This is a genomic window from Streptomyces sp. NPDC057638 (genome assembly GCF_042800315.1).
GTDB lineage: Bacteria > Actinomycetota > Actinomycetes > Streptomycetales > Streptomycetaceae > Streptomyces.
In genome coordinates, this window is the sequence record NZ_JBHVHF010000007.1 from 48,968 (window position 1) to 66,188 (window position 17,221).

Below are 17,221 nucleotides of genomic sequence, written 5' to 3' on the forward strand. Positions count from 1 at the left end.
ACCGGACCGTTCTGATCCGCCCGCCGCCCGCCGCCCGCCGCCCGCCGCCCGCCGCCCGCCGCCCGCCGCCTCCCTTTCCTCGTCGTGCCTTCCCCTCTCCGTACGGTCCCGCTGTACGGCCCCTCTGTGCGGTCCTGAGCACCCCGCGGTAAGGCCGACGCCCTCCCACTCGCCGGGCGGAATCTCAAATTCATGTCCCCCTTTGAGCGAACTGTTCACCCGTAAGAATTAAAAGCGCTCAAGAAGTACGAACCGGGTGAGGTCCTCGCCTACGGTCGCCGCGTGATGAGCAGCAGGCTGGAACCTCCCACCCACACCACCGGCGCGCACCGGGCGCGCCGGCGCGCTCCACGACCGGCCACGCGGCAGCAGCCGATGAGCTATGAGCCCTATCTCGACGGGCTGTTCACCTACTGTCTCTCCGCGATCCACGACCATCAGGCGGCGACCGCGCTGCTCGGAGACGTCCTGGCCATCGCCGCCCGCCACCACGCGCGCGCCCCGGACGACGAGTCGGGCCGCAAGGCATGGCTGTACGCGGTGGCCCGCTGGGCCTGTCGGCGGCGGCTGGCCGAGGAGCGGCAGTTCCGAGCGCCCGCGCACGCCCGGCGCGCGCACGCCTCACCGCGTGGCACTCCTCCGCCGCTGCCCCAGCGGCAGGCCGCCGCCCGCCGCCCGTCACCCGGCCCGCCGCCCGCCGCCCGCGCTGGAGCACCCGGAGAGCCGGGCACGGCACCGGGGACCCCCACCGCGCCGCCTCTGTCCTCCGCCCCCGCCTCCTCAGGGCCGCCGGGCGCGCCCGGCGCCTGGACACCCGCCTCCCCGGGACCGGGGCCCGCCCCGACGCGCGCCGCCGGGTGGGCCCCGCAGCCTTCGCCCGCCAGCCGGTTCGTTCCGCCGGGGCGTGCCGTGCCGGCCGCCCTCTTCCAGCCCGCCGCGGACCCAGCGCATCACACCGACCACACCGACCCCGCGAACCACGTGCATCGCGCGGGCTACGCGGATCACGTGTACCGGCGGGAGCGTGCCGTGAGCCGTTCGTCGCCCATGGAGGTGCCGAACCCGTGGCAAGGGCGCGCGCCGCGCGCCTCCCGGGTGCGTCTGCGCCGGGTCAGGGGCGCCTGGGACGCGCCACCAGGAGAGGCGGACGGCGGTGGGGATCCGGCCCGCCACGCCGAGCTGGCCCTCCTCGCCTGGCCCGAGGCCGCCGGTACCTCCCCGGAGCAGCGCGAGGCCCTCGAACTGGCGGTACGGCACGGGCTCACCCCCCGGGAGGTCGCCGCTGTCCTAGGGCTCGCCCCGGTCGCGGCGCGGGAACTGCTGGCCGCCGGGGCATGCGAGGTGGAGCGGACCCGGGCGGCACTCGCCGTGGTCGAGAGCGGGGGCTGTCCTTCCGTGGCGCGGCTCACCGGGGACCACCGTGTCCTGCTCTCCGCCGCCCTCCGTACCGAACTGGTCCGGCACGTCGACGACTGCCCGCGCTGCCGGGGCGCCGCCGAGCGTGCCGAGGCGGAGGGACCGTGGCCTGGCTCGGATGTCACCCCCGCCAGGCTCCCTCTGATCGCGGCGGACCGCGCCGCCGCCCGGCACGCGACGCGCGCCGCGTCACGTGCGCGCGCCGCCGCTCCCCGCTTCGGACGCGGCGGATTCCCGCTCGATCCCAAGGACGACGCGGCCCGCCGTGACCGGCTGCGCGCCCGCGCGGTGACGACCACGGTCGTGGCGACGGTCGTCGCCGCCCCGGTCCTCGCCCTCTGGGCGGCCTACCGGAGCGCCCCCCTCACCGGAGAGGGCCACCGTGGTGGCGCGTCGGTCACCGCCTCGGAGGCGGGCGGGGGCCGGGGACAGGGCCCGTACGACCGTTACGAGAGCGCGGGCAACACCAAGCCGGAGCCCGGCCCCCGGTTCGCCGCGGGCCAGCGGGCGGACGGAGTCTCCGTCGAGGTCGCGGGCGCGCGTCCAGGTGTCGCGCCCCCCGTACGGGGCGGTCTGGGCCCCGGTCGGCTGACCGTGTCGGCGCAGCCCTCCGGGGACAGCACGCTCATCACGCTCAGCGCCTCCGGGCGTACACCGGTCACCTGGTCGCTGTGGTCGGACGCCCGGTGGCTCACGGTGAGCCGCTCCTCCGGGGTGCTGCACCCCGGAGAGTCGATCACGCTGAGGGTGGCGATCGACCGGGACCGCGAACCCGTCGGCCCGTGGCGGGCCCGGCTGGGCATCGACCCCTCGGGGGCGGTCGTCACCATCGAGGGCCGGGGCGCACGGCGTCCCGCCCGGCCCCCGGCGGGCCCGGCTCCCGCGCCGACGGACCCGCCACCGGCAGCGACCCCGACGCCGACCGCTTCCGCGAGTCCCACCCCGGCGCCCACTCCCACGGCGTCGGCCGAGCCACCGGTACCGACGCCGAGCGCCAGCCCGTCATCTCCCTGAGACGGGTCCGCCGCGAGCGGGGGCGCACGTTCCGAGCGCCGCCGCGCGGGCCCGTCATCACGGCCTCGCGCGCCGGTGGCCGGTGTGCGCGTCACCAGGGAGCCGTCCGGTGCGCGTTACCTCAGGAGCCCAGGAGCCCAGGAGCCCAGGACGCGCGCCGCCAGGGAGCCCGTAGCAGCGGCGCGTCACCAGGGTCGCGTGCCCGCCACCGTAGCCGCGTCCCGACAAGACCCCGCCACCCACCGATCGCGGCCCAGCCCGCCACCGGGCGCCTCGCGGGATCCGCCGGATACGGCTCAGCTGTCCGCCGGGTGTGGCGCCACCATGGCGAGCGGGGAGGCGAGACGGGCCTCACACAGGGAGACGAGCACGTTGTAGGCGTCCTGGCCCATGAGCTCGACCAGCTCGGGCCGGTACGTCACATAGACGGGCTCCCCGGCGCCATGGGCGGAGGTGGCGGAGGTGCACCACCAGTGGAGGTCATGACCGCCAGGACCCCACCCACGGCGGTCGTACTCGCCGATGGAGACCTGGAGCACCTTGGTGTCGTCCGGGCGCTCGATCCAGTCGTATGTCCGCCGCACGGGAAGCTGCCAGCACACGTCCGGTTTGGTCTCCAGGGGCTCACGTCCCTCGCGGAGCGCCAGGATGTGCAGGGAGCAGCCCGCGCCCCCGGCGAAGCCCGGCCGGTTCTGGAAGATGCACGAGCCCTCCCAGCGGCGCGTCTGCCGGTCGCCGTCGTCATCCTCCTGGACCCAGCCCGATTCCGTACCGACGTCGTGGAACTGCCAGAGATCCGGAGTGAGCCGCGCCACATGCCCGGCGACCCGCTTCTCGTCGTCGTCGTCCGAGAAATGCGCGCCGAGGGTGCAGCAGCCGTCGTCGGCGCGGCCTGCCTGGATGCCCTGGCAGCCGCTGCCGAAGACGCAGCTCCAGCGCGAGGTCAGCCAGGTCAGATCGCAGCGGAAGACCTGTTCGTCGTCGGCGGGATCGGGAAACTCCACCCAGGCCCGGGGAAAGTCCAGGCCCTTCTCGTCGCTCCGCGCGCTCCCAGGGGGCGCGGAGGACGTGGAAGACATCTCATGCCGCTTCGCTTTGCCCTGCTTCGCCTTTTTCGTCTTTGCCACAGGTCAAGCGTATGTCCGTGACGGCAGTAGCGTTTCCGTCCATGAGACTCGGAGTCCTCGACGTCGGTTCGAACACGGTGCACCTGCTGGTGGTGGACGCCCACCCCGGCGCCCGACCGCTGCCCGCCCACTCGCACAAGGTGGAGCTGCGCCTCGCCGAGCTGCTCGACGGCAAGGGGGCGATCGGTGCCGCCGGGGTCGACCGGCTGATCACGACCGTACGCGGCGCGCTCCAGGCCGCCGAGGACCAGGGCTGCGAGGAGGTCCTGAGCTTCGCGACGTCGGCCGTGCGGGAGGCCACCAACGCCGATGAGGTCCTGGCCCGGGTGCATGCCGAGACCGATGTGAAGCTCCAGGTCCTCAGCGGCGAGGAGGAGGCGCGGCTGACCTTCCTCGCGGCCCGCCGCTGGTTCGGCTGGTCGGCCGGGAAACTCCTCGTCCTCGACATCGGCGGCGGCTCCCTGGAGATCGCCTACGGCATGGACGAGGACCCCGACGCGGCTGTCTCCCTGCCGCTGGGCGCGGGTCGGCTGACGGCCGCCGCGCTCCCTGGTGACCCGCCGAGCCCCGAGGACGTCCGCGCGCTGCGCCGCCAGGTGCGGGCGGAGATCGCCCGTACGGTGGGTGAGTTCAGCCGGTTCGGGAAGCCGGACCACATCGTGGCCACCTCCAAGACCTTCAAGCAGCTGGCCCGAATCGCCGGAGCCGCCCGTTCCACCGAGGGCGAGCTGGTACAGCGGGAGCTGAGCCTCAAGTCGCTCCAGGAGTGGGTGCCCAAGCTCACCACCATGACGTCCGACCAGCGTGCCGCGCTCCCCGGTGTCTCGGTCGGGCGGGCCCGCCAGCTCCTCGCGGGCGCCCTGGTCGCGGAGGGTGCGATGGACCTCTTCGGGGCGCACACCCTGGAGATCTGCCCATGGGCGCTGCGGGAGGGCGTGATCCTGCGGCGGCTGGACCACCTGCCGGTGGGTTGATCCCACCGGCGGCTGGACCACCCGCCGGTGGGCTGAACGGGCCGCTGGTGGGCTGAACGGGCCGCCGGTACGGTCCCGTACGCGGACGGGCCCTCGATCCCCGGGATGGCGCGACATCCCGGGGCGTGGCGCGACCTTCTCCGCCTCCTTGGTCGCGCGCGGGCCCCGCGTTCCGCGTGTGGCTCCTCGGTTCCGTGTCCCGTGCGTGGCTCCCCGGTCGCGTACGGCGGTACGGCGGTACAGAGACGGCGCGACAGCCGACCGGTACGGAACGGACGCCCATCCGGTACGGCACGGCCCCTGACCGCTACGGAACGGGGGCTTCCCCGGCCGTCGGCGGAACGGCCAACGGCGGAACGACCGAATCCGGCGCGGGCCCGACGGCAGAACAGCGTCACCGCACACACGCGGAGCAGCGTCACCGTACCCACGGAACAGTGCCGCGGCCCGCGCGCGGAGCAGCGTCACCCCACCCACGGACGGCGCCACCACCCGCGCGCGGCAGGCGGCCCCGGCCGGTCGGAGCCCTGCCGGGACCCGGGCGGCCCAGCCCCGTCCGGACCTCCGCCCCTGTCAGTGCGGCCCCGTACCCTGTCTCCCGTGGCAGAGGTGGCGGAACCCGTGACGCGAGTCCCCGAGACGAAGGTCCTCCTGTCGACCGCTTCGGTCTATCCGGAGTCGACGGCGACGGCCTTCGAGATGGCCGCGCGCCTCGGGTACGACGGTGTGGAGGTCATGGTCTGGACCGACCCGGTGAGCCAGGACATCGAGGCGCTGCGCAGGCTCTCCGACTACCACGGGACGCCCATTCACGCGGTTCACGCGCCCTGTCTGCTGATCACCCAGCGGGTCTGGTCCACGGACCCGTGGGTCAAGCTCCAGCGCGCTCGCGCGGCGGCCGAGGGGCTGGGCGCCTCGACCGTGGTCGTGCACCCCCCGTTCCGCTGGCAGCGGCAGTACGCGCGGGACTTCGTGACCGGGATCGCGCGCATGGCGGACGAGACCGCTGTCCGCTTCGCCGTGGAGAACATGTACCCCTGGCGCTACCGCGACCGTGAGCTCCTCGCGTACGCCCCCGAGTGGGATGTCACCAAGGACGACTACCGCCACTTCACGCTCGACCTCTCGCACACGGCTACCTCCCGCAGCGACACCATGGCGATGGCCGACCGGATGGGCGACCGCCTCGGCCATCTCCACCTCGCCGACGGCAAGGGTTCGGCCAAGGACGAGCACCTGGTGCCGGGCCGGGGCGACCAGCCCTGTGCCGAGCTGCTGGAGCGGCTGGCGGGCACCGGTTTCGACGGCCATGTGGTGGTCGAGGTGAACACCCGGCGCGCGATGTCCTCGGCCGAGCGCGAGGCGGACCTCGCCGAGGCGCTGGCCTTCGCCCGCCGCCATCTGGCCCGAGGGGCCGCTCCGGGGCGTGCGGCGGCCTCCGATCCGGTGTGCGGCTCATGAGCGGCCTGAGCGCGCCGCCCCGCTGTGACGGCCTCCGTGCCGCCCCGCCCCGGGGGTGGCGGATCGCCCCGGAGCGCCGCCTCCCGGCCAGCCCGCGCGTTCTCCCGGCGGCCCTCTCCCGCCACCCCGGGCGCCACCGCGCCCCCGCCCACACCTCGGTCCTCATATCTCACATCGCGGACAGGCTGTCCATACCTTGGAGCCGGGCGTAGGCTCGTATCCGGCGGGAAACTCTCTTCCGCCCCATCCCAGACACATCACCGAGGAGCGAGCGACGATGCCCGAGCTGAGGTCCCGCACAGTCACCCACGGCCGCAATATGGCGGGCGCGCGCGCCCTCATGCGCGCCTCGGGCGTAGCGAGCGAGGACATCGGCAAGCCGATCATCGCCGTCGCCAACTCCTTCACCGAGTTCGTCCCGGGCCACACCCACCTCCAGCCGGTCGGCCGGATCGTGAGCGAGGCGATCAAGGCGGCCGGGGCCGTCCCCCGTGAGTTCAACACCATCGCGGTCGACGACGGCATCGCCATGGGCCACGGCGGCATGCTCTACTCCCTGCCCTCGCGCGACCTGATCGCCGACAGCGTGGAGTACATGGTGGAGGCGCACTGCGCCGACGCCCTGATCTGCATCTCCAACTGCGACAAGATCACCCCGGGCATGCTCAACGCCGCCCTGCGGCTCAACATCCCCACGGTCTTCGTCTCCGGCGGCCCCATGGAGGCGGGCCGGGCCACCCTGGTCAACGGCACGGTCCGCAAGCTCGACCTGATCAACGCGATCGTCGACGCGGTGGATGAGACCGTCTCCGACGAGGACGTGCTGCGGATCGAGGAGAACGCCTGCCCGACCTGCGGTTCCTGCTCCGGGATGTTCACCGCCAACTCGATGAACTGTCTGACGGAGGCGATGGGCCTCTCGCTGCCGGGCAACGGCTCGATCCTGGCCACCCACACCGCCCGGCGCGCGCTGTACGAGAACGCGGGGCGCACGGTCGTCGAGATCACCCGGCGGTACTACGAGGAGGACGACGCCGGCGTCCTGCCCCGCTCCGTCGCCACCCACGCGGCCTTCGAGAACGCCATGGCGCTGGATATCGCCATGGGGGGCTCGACCAACACGATCCTGCACCTGCTCGCCGCCGCCCAGGAGGCCGAGCTGGACTACGGTCTCGCGGACATCGACGCCGTGTCCCGGCGCGTTCCCTGTCTGGCGAAGGTCGCGCCCAATGTGGCGCCCGGCGGGACGTACTACATGGAGGACGTGCACCGCGCGGGCGGCATCCCCGCCATCCTCGGCGAGCTCTACCGTGGCGGTCTGCTCAACGAGGACGTCCACACCGTCCACTCCGCCTCCATCAAGGAGTGGCTCGACACCTGGGACGTCCGGGGCGGCTCGGCCTCGCCCGAGGCGGTCGAGCTGTGGCACGCGGCGCCCGGCTGCCGCCGCTCGGCGGAGGCGTTCTCGCAGTCCGAGCGGTGGGATTCGCTCGACACGGACGCGGCGAACGGCTGCATCCGGGACGTGGCCCACGCCTACAGCCAGGACGGCGGTCTCGCCGTGCTGAAGGGCAACCTCGCCGTCGACGGCTGTGTCGTGAAGACCGCGGGCGTCGACGAGTCGATCTGGACCTTCGAGGGGCCCGCCGTGGTCTGCGAGTCCCAGGACGAGGCCGTCGACAAGATCCTCCGCAAGGAGATCACCGAGGGCGATGTCGTGGTCATCCGGTACGAGGGGCCGAAGGGCGGCCCCGGGATGCAGGAGATGCTCTACCCGACCTCCTTCCTCAAGGGCCGGGGCCTGGGCAAGGCGTGCGCCCTGGTGACGGACGGCCGCTTCTCCGGCGGCACCTCGGGGCTCTCGATCGGGCACGCCTCCCCGGAGGCGGCCTCGGGCGGCACGATCGCGCTGGTGCGGGACGGCGACCGGATCCGTATCGACATCCCGAACCGTTCCATCGACCTCCTTGTGACGGAGGAGGAGCTGGCGGCCCGGCGCGAGGCCCTGGGCGGCGTGTACGCGCCGAAGGACCGCGTGCGCAAGGTGTCGGCGGCGCTGAGGGCGTACGCCGCGATGGCCACGAGCGCGGACAAGGGCGCCGTCCGCGACGTCTCCAAGCTCGGCTGACGACCGTCGCGCGGCCGGGCCCCTCCTCCTGAGGAGTGGGCTCGGCCGCCGTCGTCCGCCCCTCAGCCGACCGGGGCGACGCATACGGTGACGCGTACGGCGAACACATGCAGCGGCACATACGGTGACGCGTCCGGTACGGAAACCCAGCGCGCCGCTCACCCGCTCGCCGGTCGGCGTACCCAACGCCTATGCCCACCGGGCGCGCCGCCCCCGCATCCCCGGCTCGCGCGACACCGAGCCACCAAGACGCAGCCACCAAGACGCCACCCGCAAGCCCGCCGCACCACACCGCGCGCCCCCGCGCGCCCCACTCGTCTCACTCCGCCGGGCACGCGCCCTCGCGCGAGGGCACCCGTATCTCAGTCAGCGCGCGCAGCCCTTGCAGAGATCCGCCGCGGTGGCGCCGAAGACGCTGCCGTCCGGGGCCGCCCCGTACACCCGGCCACCGCCCCGGCCCTCGCCCGCCGCCTCGACGACCACCGGAGTCGGCAGCCAGGGCGCGTAGGTGTGCCGGTCGTTGTCCATACGCGGCGAGGTCTGCCCCGCCAGTCGGCCCCGGGCCGCGTCGACGACCAGCAGCCGCCCGTCTCCGGCGGCCACGTACACCGCCCGCGCGTCGGCGGCGGGCCGGGACAGATTGGTCTGCGCGGTCTCCAGCCGCCACAGCACCGCCCGGTCACCGCGCGGCGGCGCGCTCCCGGCCCGGCCCGTGTCGACCGCGAGCAGCGCACCGCCGTGGCCGGTCAGATAGAGCACGTTCCCCCGGACCGCCGCCTGCGCCTGGTCGACGGGGGTCCCGAGCGGGATCCTCCGGGCCCCGCGCCCCTGGTCGGCCATGTCCATGCGGACGATGGCCGTGGCGTAACCGTCACGGTCCTCCGCGATCAGGTGCGCCGCGCCGCGCGAGGTCCATACGGGCCGCAGATAGCCCGGCTGGCGCCGCTCCCAGAGCGTGTCGCCGCTGGCGGGATCGACGGCGGTGACGCGCGTGGAACCGCCGCCCGGTGACGGGGTCGCGGCCAGCGCGGGCCCGTCGACGCCGGGCGAGGCCAGCCATTCCGTGCCGAGGCCCCCGAGCTGACGGGTCCAGCGCTCCTCGCCGGTCGCCGCGTCGACGGCCCGTACCCGGCCGTGCCGGCCGATCAGCAGCACGATGTTCCCGGCATGGCGTACGGAGGAGTACGAGGAGGTCGACAGCGTCCAGCGCACCGCGCCCGACCGGGGGTCGAGCGCCTCCAGCGTCCCCGTGCCGGGGGTGGTCACATGCACCAGACCGCCGACGGCCACGGGAGTGGTGGACTCACCGGTGCCCTGGGCGGGCCGCCCGCGCGCCGGGAGCGACCAGAGGGTCTCGCCGGTCGCCGGATCCAGCCGGGCGGCCTTGACCCCGGGCGCCGTGCAGTAGAGGGCGGGGAGGCGGGGGTCGGCCGCGCAGCCGGGGGTCTTGTTCTCGGCGTTGCCCCGGTGCAGGGGGATGGCCCAGTCCCGGGGGGCCCGGTCGCTGGCCTGGGCGGCGGGACCGTTCCGTACGTCTCTGGGATTGTCGTCGGACGCCCGGAGGACGGCGGTCCCGGCCACGACGGCGGTGAGGAGCGCCAGCGCCGTCCCCATGAGTGCCCAGCGGCGCCCGTGCTTCGCCGGCGGTGACGCTCCGGGCGCGGACGCGCCAGCGGCCCCGAGCACGCCAGCGGCCCCGAACGCACCAGTAGCCCTAGAGGCATGAGCAGGCTCAGACGCATGAACCGCCCCACCCACCCCCGAGAACCCATTGTTCTCCAAAACCTCAGGCTCCCCAGAGACCCCCTGCGCCCCCGCGTACCCTCCGCCCCCCGCAGCCGCGCCCGTATCCGTCCCCGCCCACCCCGCCACCGACTCACGGCGGTCCGGGATCCGGGGCTCGGGGATGTACGCCTGCGTGTCGTACGACGACGAGGGGGTGGACTCGCGCAGCGCGACCATGACCTCGTAGGGGGTCGGCCGCTCGGCCGGGTCCTTGTCGAGGCAGCGACGGAAGAGAGGGGCGAGGTCGGTGGGGACACCGGTGAGGTTGGGCTCGTCATGGACGACCTGGTAGGCCACGATGTACGGGCTGTCGGAGTCGAACGGCCCCCGCCCGGTCGCCGCGTGCACCAGCACCGAGCCCATCGCGAAGACATCCGCCTCCGGTCCGACCTCCCGGGGCCGCTGGAACTGCTCGGGTGCCATGAACGGGGGCGTCCCGATGAGCTTGCCGGTCTCCGTCCGCAGATCGCTGTCCGTGGGACGGGAGATACCGAAGTCGATGACCTTCGGTCCGTCCGGCGCGAGCAGCACATTGCTCGGCTTGAGATCGCGGTGGACGAGTCCCGCGCGGTGGATATCGCGCAGCGCCTCCGCGAGACCGGCCCCGACCCGACGCAGTTCGGCGCCGTCCAGAGGGTTCCGCTTCACCCGTGCGGCAAGGGTGGGCCCCTCGATGTAGAGGGTGGCCATCCAGGGCCGGGCCGCCTCCGGGTCGGCGTCCACGACGGGCGCGGTGAAGGCCCCGGAGACTCGTCGGGCTGCCGTGACCTCCTGCCGGAATCGCGCTCTGAACTCCGGATCCAGCGAGTGCTCGGCATGGATGACCTTGACCGCGAGCCGCAGTCCCGAGGGAGAGGTCGCCAGATGGACGATGCCCATGCCGCCGGTGCCCAGACATGACTCAAGGCGGTACTGCCCGGCATATTCCGGACGTTCCGCTTCCGGGGACTGCCCGGTGCTCCGCAGCGGTGGCATCGCCTACCCCCGTCGTGGTCAGTGCGCACACGCGACTCACGGAGCCTAGTCGATGGTGCGTACGAGGCCGAGGCCGCTTGTTAGCCTGCCCCCGGGGCGCCTCTCGCGCCGCCTTATATCAACGGGGGAGTATGCACATGGCACTTGACGAAGTGCGTCCGGAAACCGCTCTCGGCGCCAGGGGAGTGAAGCGCTATCCGGTGGCACCGGGCGTCAACCTCAATGTCCGCAGTGGCCCCGGCACCCAGTACCGCCTGGTCAAGGTCCTGCCGCAGGGCGCCACCGTCCCGATCAACTGCCAGCAGCCGGGGGAGCGGGTGACGGGCCCGTATGGCACGTCGTCGATCTGGGACTGCATCGCGAACGGGCAGTACGTCGCCGACGCGTACATCAAGACAGGCAGTGACGGTTATGTGACGATCCGCTGTTCCTGAGGCGGCGGCGCGCGATAGGCGCGATAGCGCCGTCCGGGCGCGGCGGGACCGACCACCGCGCCCGGCCCCGCGCACCCGTCCGCCCAGCCCCGCTCGCCCTTGCGCCCCGCGCACCCTTGCGCACCCGCCCGGCCCGGCGGCCCGTCCCCGCGCACCCGCCCGCCCAAGCCCGGCCCCACAGCTCCGCCCGCCCCACCCCCACCACCCCCGCCCCAGGGATAATCGACCTCGTGAGCGAGCAACGGCCCCCTGCCACCCCCACCGCCCCCCGCCCCGAACCTCTGCCCTTCTTCGGTACCACCTGGGTCGACCACGACGGCGGCTACGGGCTCCGCCGCGCCGCGGTCTCCGTCGGTTCCCTCGCCGCCGCGGCGGCGGGCTGCTTCGTGCTGAACTTCGCTTACGAGGGCTTGGTCATCGCGGAGGTCGGCGGCTTCGTCAACGGCCTGGTCATCGTGATGTTCGCGGTGTGCAGCGCCATCGCCTTCCGCAAGACCTGGGAGGGCTACGGCGCCCGCCCCACCGGCGCCGCCACCCCGGACGCCCTGCGCAGCCTCCGCGTGATCGGCTTCGTCGGCGTCCTCCTCGCCTACTTCTTCCGCTCCCTGACCGAGGCGCCCGGTGAGAAGCTCCACCGCGCGGAGTACGAGGCGGCCCTGGCCCGTCACGAGAAGCGCACCAGCCGCCGCACCGGCAACCCCGCCGCCCGCGCCACCACGAAGAAGTCCGTCACGAAGAAGTCCGCCAAGACCGCCACAGCCCCGAGCGCCAAGCGGAAGCGCTGAGGCCGCCATGGACCGCGACCCTGGGCCTCCGGCCCTCTCCTTCGGCACCGCCGCCGCGCTCCACCAGGCCGCCCGCCCCGGCTATCCGCCCGCGCTGTTCACCGCGATCGAGGAGCTGACCGGCCGCCCGCTGCACGGCTCCCGGCTCGTCACACGGTGGAACTGACCGTCGTGCCCCACCACTGACCCGGCTCACCCCGCCCCCGTACGAAGACGCCTGGACGAACACGGCGTACGGAAACAGCACCGCGGCACTCACCGACACGAGAGGCGAAGCCCCATGGCCGATCTGACCGCTTTCGAGCAGCAGCGCGGCCGTCTGTGGGGCATCGCCTACCGCATCACCGGGTCCGTCGCGGACGCCGACGACGCCGTCCAGGAGACCTGGCTGCGCTGGCAGCGGCTGCCGGACGGGGAGGCCGAGGACCCCCGGGCGTATCTGGGCACCGTCATCAGCCGGATCTGCTACGACCAGCTGACCTCGGCCCGCGCCCGCCGTGAGTCCTACCTCGGCCCCTGGCTCCCGGAGCCGGTCGTCACCGCCGCCGGGCCGGAGGAGCGGGCGGCCTTGGACGACTCGGTCTCCACCGCCCTGCTCACCGTCCTGGAACGGCTCACCCCCGCCGAACGCGCCGCCTTCGTGCTCCACGACGTCTTCGCCGTCTCCTTCCCGGAGATCGCCGAGATCGTCGACCGCACCCCCGACGCGGTGCGCCAGCTCGCCTCCCGCGCCCGCCGCCGCGTCCGCGCCGAGGCTCCCCGCCGGACCGTCGACCGGGCCGAACACCGCCGTGCCGTCGACGCCTTCCTCGCCGCCGCGATGGGCGGCGATGTCGAGGCCCTGCTGGAGGTCCTCGACCCCGAGGTCGTCTGGCGCTCGGACGGCGGCGGCCGGGTCACCGCCGCCCGCGTCCCCGTCGTGGGCCGCGAGCAGGTCGCCCGTTTCATCGAGCATCTGACGCGCTCCTTCGTCCCCGGCCGCTCCTGGATCGCGGTGTACGAGGTGAACGGCGCGCCCGGCCTGGTCGTGGGCGACCCCGAAGCGGGCTGGGCCGGCGTCTACGCCTTCACCGTGCACGAGGGCCGCGTCGTCGCGATCGACGCCAGCCTCAACCCGGACAAGCTCGTCCACCTCGACATGGAGGCCCTCCGCCCGTCCCCGTGACGCGAGCGTCCTGGGTGCCGCCCGCCCCCGTGGCGCGCGTCCTAGGTGCCGCGCGCCCCCGTGAGGCGTCACCTAGGTGCCGCGCGTCCTTGTGACGCCCGCCTGCGTGTCGAGTGCCCCTCATGCCACCCATGCCCCTGTGACCCCCCTCACTGTCACACTCGTCCCGCCTATGTCGTCCCCCTGACATGACGACCTCATCACCCCGCCCTCCCGCCCCGACGCCCGCGCCCGTCCGATCCACCGGACACCCGCCCACCCCTGCCCCCTTCCGCCGCGGCCAGCGCGTCGTCGTCCTCGGCGCCGGATACGCCGGTCTGATGGCCGCCCTGCGGCTGGCACCCCACGCCCGGGTCACCCTGGTCGACCCCGCCGACCGCTTCACCGAACGCGTCCGCCACCACGAACGCACCGCCACCTCCGCGCCGACCGCCCGCGATCTCTCCCTCGCCCGGATGCTCCGCGGCACCGGCGTCCGCCATCTCGCCCACCGCGCCACCGCCCTCGACCCGGCGGCCCGGCTGATCACCACCGACGACGGCCGAACCCTCCCGTACGACCGGCTGGTGTACGCCCTCGGCAGCCACACGGGCCCGCCCCCGGCGGGCACGCCCACCACCCCCGCCGACGACCGCGTCTTCACCGCCGAGTCCGCCGACGCCCTCCGCGCCCGGCTCATCGGGCGCCCGCACCATCACAACGGCCTCCCCGCCACCGGCTCCCCCCGCACCCTCGCCGTCGTCGGCGGCGGACTGACCGGCGTCGAGATGGCGGCCGAACTCGCCGAGTCCCACCCGGACTGGCATATCCGTCTGCTCTCCGCCGGAGACGTCGTGGCGGGCCACTCCCCGCGCGGCCGCGCCCATGTGCGCGCCACCCTCACCGCCCTCGGCGTACGCGTGGAGGAGGGGGTCCAGGTCGACGACCCCGGCACGGTCGACGCCGACCTCGTGCTCTGGGCCGCCGCGATGGCGCCCTCCACCGAGCTGGCCGCCGGGGCGGGCCTCGCCCTGGACCCGGGGACCGGCAGAATCGCGGTCGACGCCACCCTGCGCTCGCTCTCCCACCCCGACATCCACGCGGTCGGCGACGCGGCGGCGGCCCACTCCCCGCGCGGCGGCACCCTGCGCATGGGCTGCGCGACGGCGCTTCCGACCGGCTCTCACGCGGCCTCGGTCCTCATCGCCGAGAGCCGGGGGCGGCAGCCGGAACCTCTGCGCTTCGGCTATGTGATCCAGTGCGTGAGCCTGGGCCGCCACGATGGCGTGATCCAGTTCGTGCACCCCGACGACAGCCCCCGTGACCGCGTCCTCACCGGCCGCCGTGCCGCCTTCGTCAAGGAACGCGTGGTGCGCTTCACCGTCCACTCGCTCGGCCTGGCCCGCCGCTTCCCCGCCGCCGTACCCCGCGTCACCGGCATGGGCTGACGCCGCACCGGCCGGAGTGGCCCACCACGCGGACACTCCGCCGCCACCGGGCCACCCGGTGCGAGGATGAGCCACGGAACCCGACCGGCGAGGTGAACAGAGTGGTGAGCAGAGCCATGCCCCAGACAGTCGCAGTCCTCGGTACCGGCAAGATCGGAGAGGCGCTGCTCAGCGGCATGATCCGGGCCGGGTGGCGCCCGGCCGAGCTGCTGGTCACCACCCGCCGCGCGGACCGGGCCGAGGAACTGCGCACCCGCTACGGCGTCGAACCGGTCACCAACGCCGAGGCCGCCAAGCGCGCCGACACCCTCATCCTCGCGGTGAAGCCCCAGGACATGGGCAAGCTCCTCGACGAACTGGCCCCCCACCTCCCCGCCGACCGGCTGGTCATCAGCGCGGCGGCGGGTATCCCCACCTCCTTTATCGAGGAGCGGCTCACCACGGGCACCCCCGTGGTCCGCGTGATGCCCAACACCCCGGTCCTGGTCGACGAGGGCATGTCGGTGATCTCCGCCGGCGCCCACGCCACCGCTGGGCATGTCACCGTCGCGGAGGAGATCTTCGGCAGCGTCGGCAAGACCCTGCGGGTCCCCGAGTCCCAGCAGGACGCGGCCACCGCGCTCTCCGGATCCGGACCGGCCTACTTCTACTTCCTGGTCGAGGCCATGACCGACGCGGGCATCCTCCTCGGACTGCCCCGCGCCCAGGCCCATGACCTCATCGTCCAGGCGGCCATCGGCGCCGCCGTGATGCTCCGGGACAGCGGGGAGCACCCGGTCAAGCTCCGCGAGGCCGTCACCTCCCCGGCGGGCACCACGATCAGCGCCATCCGGGAACTGGAGAACCACGGGGTGCGCGCCGCCCTGATCGCCGCCCTCGAAGCCGCCCGCGACCGCAGCCGCGAGCTCGCCTCCGGCAACGGCTGACGCCCCTCCCGGGGCGTCAGCCCCACCGCCGCTACCGGGGCAGCAGCCCGATCGCCGCGTAGGCGGCGTCCACCCGCGGCCGGGCCAGCTCCCTGGCCCGGTCCGCGCCCTTGCGTACGACCTCGTCGACGAAGCCCGGATCAGCCGCAAGCCGCGCGTGCCGCTCCCGCACCGGCCGCACCAGCTCGACCACGGCCTCCGCCGTGTCCTTCTTCAACGTTCCGTATGAGGAGTACGTCCCCGCCAGCTCCGCCGGATCCCCACCCCGGCACGCGGCGAGGATCTCCAGCAGATTGGTGACCCCGGGAGCACTCTCCCGGTCGTACACCACCCCGGACCCGCTGTCCGTGACCGCCCGCATCACCTTCCGCCGTACGGTGTCGGGCTCATCGAGCAGATAGACGATTCCCGCGGTGGACTCGTGCGACTTCCCCATCTTCGACAGCGGGTCCTGGAGGTCCATGATCCGCGCCCCGACCGGCGGCCGGGTCGCCTTCGGCACGGTGAAGGTGTGCCCGTACCGCTGGTTGAACCGGATCGCCAGATCCCGGGTCAGCTCCACATGCTGGGCCTGGTCATCCCCGACGGGCACCTCGTCCGTCCCGTAGACCAGGATGTCCGCCGCCATGAGCACCGGATAGGTCAGCAGCGACAGCCGCACCCCCTGCCCACTCTCCCGCGCCAGCCCCGCCTTCTCCCGGTACTGGATCATCCGCCGCAGCTCCCCGTCGCCCGCGGTGCACTCCAGCAGATACGAGAGCCGGGTGTGCTCCTCCACATGGCTCTGCACGAACAGCGTGCACAGCTCCGGATCGATCCCCGCCGCCAGCAGCACCGTCACCGCCTGACGGCTGAGCCTGCGCACCCGTGCCGGATCGTGCTCCACGGTCAGCGCGTGCAGATCCACCACGCTGAAGAGGGCCTCGGCCTCCCGCTGATCCACCTCGACCCACCGCCGTACGGCCCCGAGATAGTTCCCCAAGGTCATATGGCCCGTGGGCTTCACTCCACTGAAGATCCGCGTCATCCCGTTCTCCTTCGTCTCCAGGTCCGGAGCCACCACCCGGGGCGGCCCCCTCGGGGAGGAGGGGAAACAGGAACGGCCGCCAGGGGCGGCGGCCGTATCCGTACATGCGCTACGGCGGCCACCGTCAGGCGGGCCACCACTGCTGGGCGCACATACGCGTCATCACGAGGCTCACAGTACGGGCTCACACCCCAAGTTGACAGTGCCCTGGCCCGTCCGTACTGTTCTCCGAGTTGTCCGACGTGAGCGCCGACTCCGGTTGGTCCCCGGACAACCATTCCGCAAGAACCATGAGAAAAGAACGACCCTCCGGTCGCCTCTTTTGTCGTGCGCTTTTGCGAAATGAGGAATCCGCGTTCGAGAGAGCGTCGCCCCGATTGGCGTCAGGGCGAAGGAATCCGCTAAAGTCTCACTCGTCGGAACGGCCCGAGCGGCCGGGAAGACAATCCCGTTAATTCGACCGGGAGTCAGGCCCGAAAGGATCTGATAAAGTCGGGTCAGCCGAAAGGCGAAGGCCACTCCAACGGCCACTGGATCGGAAAGCCAGCCGGAAACGGCGGGAAAAAGATCTGGTAAG

13 protein-coding genes are annotated in these 17,221 nt (G+C 73.3%); 10 read left to right on the plus strand and 3 right to left on the minus strand.

Annotation, left to right across the window (positions count from 1 at the left end):
- The first annotated feature begins 285 nt into the window (after positions 1 to 285).
- Positions 286 to 2,430, plus strand: a complete 2,145-nt coding sequence (locus ACFVIM_RS02100) for a hypothetical protein (RefSeq protein WP_384297369.1) — start codon at positions 286 to 288, stop codon at positions 2,428 to 2,430.
- Positions 2,431 to 2,726: 296 nt separating this feature from the next.
- Here ACFVIM_RS02100 and ACFVIM_RS02105 read toward each other — a convergent pair whose 3' ends face one another.
- Positions 2,727 to 3,509, minus strand: coding sequence for a hypothetical protein (locus tag ACFVIM_RS02105; RefSeq protein WP_384297391.1), 783 nt, complete (start codon positions 3,507 to 3,509; stop codon positions 2,727 to 2,729).
- 89 nt (positions 3,510 to 3,598) lie between these two features.
- On the opposite strand from ACFVIM_RS02105, the gene ACFVIM_RS02110 reads away from it, so the two are divergent.
- The 3 genes from ACFVIM_RS02110 (at position 3,599) to ilvD (ending at position 8,120) form a co-directional block, all read left to right on the plus strand.
- Complete coding sequence (locus ACFVIM_RS02110; protein WP_384297371.1) at positions 3,599 to 4,531, plus strand: Ppx/GppA family phosphatase; 933 nt, start codon at positions 3,599 to 3,601, stop codon at positions 4,529 to 4,531.
- A 609-nt stretch (positions 4,532 to 5,140) separates the two neighbouring features.
- Complete coding sequence (locus ACFVIM_RS02115; protein WP_384297393.1) at positions 5,141 to 5,992, plus strand: sugar phosphate isomerase/epimerase family protein; 852 nt, start codon at positions 5,141 to 5,143, stop codon at positions 5,990 to 5,992.
- Positions 5,993 to 6,269: 277 nt separating this feature from the next.
- Positions 6,270 to 8,120, plus strand: coding sequence for a dihydroxy-acid dehydratase (gene ilvD, locus ACFVIM_RS02120; protein ID WP_384297372.1), 1,851 nt, complete (start codon positions 6,270 to 6,272; stop codon positions 8,118 to 8,120).
- A 366-nt stretch (positions 8,121 to 8,486) separates the two neighbouring features.
- Here ilvD and ACFVIM_RS02125 read toward each other — a convergent pair whose 3' ends face one another.
- Positions 8,487 to 10,880, minus strand: coding sequence for a serine/threonine-protein kinase (locus tag ACFVIM_RS02125; RefSeq protein WP_384297373.1), 2,394 nt, complete (start codon positions 10,878 to 10,880; stop codon positions 8,487 to 8,489).
- Positions 10,881 to 11,017: 137 nt separating this feature from the next.
- Between ACFVIM_RS02125 and ACFVIM_RS02130 the strand changes: the two genes are divergently transcribed.
- The 6 genes from ACFVIM_RS02130 (at position 11,018) to proC (ending at position 15,617) form a co-directional block, all read left to right on the plus strand.
- Positions 11,018 to 11,314, plus strand: a complete 297-nt coding sequence (locus tag ACFVIM_RS02130) for a peptidase (protein ID WP_384297375.1) — start codon at positions 11,018 to 11,020, stop codon at positions 11,312 to 11,314.
- A gap of 230 nt (positions 11,315 to 11,544) precedes the next feature.
- On the plus strand, positions 11,545 to 12,099 hold the full coding sequence (locus ACFVIM_RS02135; RefSeq protein ID WP_384297376.1) for a hypothetical protein: 555 nt from the start codon (positions 11,545 to 11,547) through the stop codon (positions 12,097 to 12,099).
- Between the two features lie 7 nt (positions 12,100 to 12,106).
- The gene (locus tag ACFVIM_RS02140) at positions 12,107 to 12,265 is read left to right on the plus strand and encodes a hypothetical protein (protein WP_384297377.1); all 159 of its coding nucleotides are present in this window, start codon (positions 12,107 to 12,109) and stop codon (positions 12,263 to 12,265) included.
- Between the two features lie 114 nt (positions 12,266 to 12,379).
- The gene (gene sigJ / locus ACFVIM_RS02145) at positions 12,380 to 13,264 is read left to right on the plus strand and encodes an RNA polymerase sigma factor SigJ (protein WP_384297379.1); all 885 of its coding nucleotides are present in this window, start codon (positions 12,380 to 12,382) and stop codon (positions 13,262 to 13,264) included.
- Between the two features lie 188 nt (positions 13,265 to 13,452).
- On the plus strand, positions 13,453 to 14,691 hold the full coding sequence (locus ACFVIM_RS02150; protein WP_384297380.1) for an NAD(P)/FAD-dependent oxidoreductase: 1,239 nt from the start codon (positions 13,453 to 13,455) through the stop codon (positions 14,689 to 14,691).
- A gap of 116 nt (positions 14,692 to 14,807) precedes the next feature.
- A complete protein-coding gene (gene proC / locus ACFVIM_RS02155; protein ID WP_384297381.1) occupies positions 14,808 to 15,617 on the plus strand; it encodes a pyrroline-5-carboxylate reductase in 810 nt (269 codons plus the stop codon).
- Between the two features lie 31 nt (positions 15,618 to 15,648).
- Here the strand turns inward: proC and trpS are convergent, their stop codons facing one another.
- Entirely contained in the window at positions 15,649 to 16,644 is a 996-nt protein-coding gene (trpS, locus tag ACFVIM_RS02160) for a tryptophan--tRNA ligase (RefSeq protein ID WP_384297383.1), read from the minus strand.
- Positions 16,645 to 17,221: the final 577 nt, after the last annotated feature.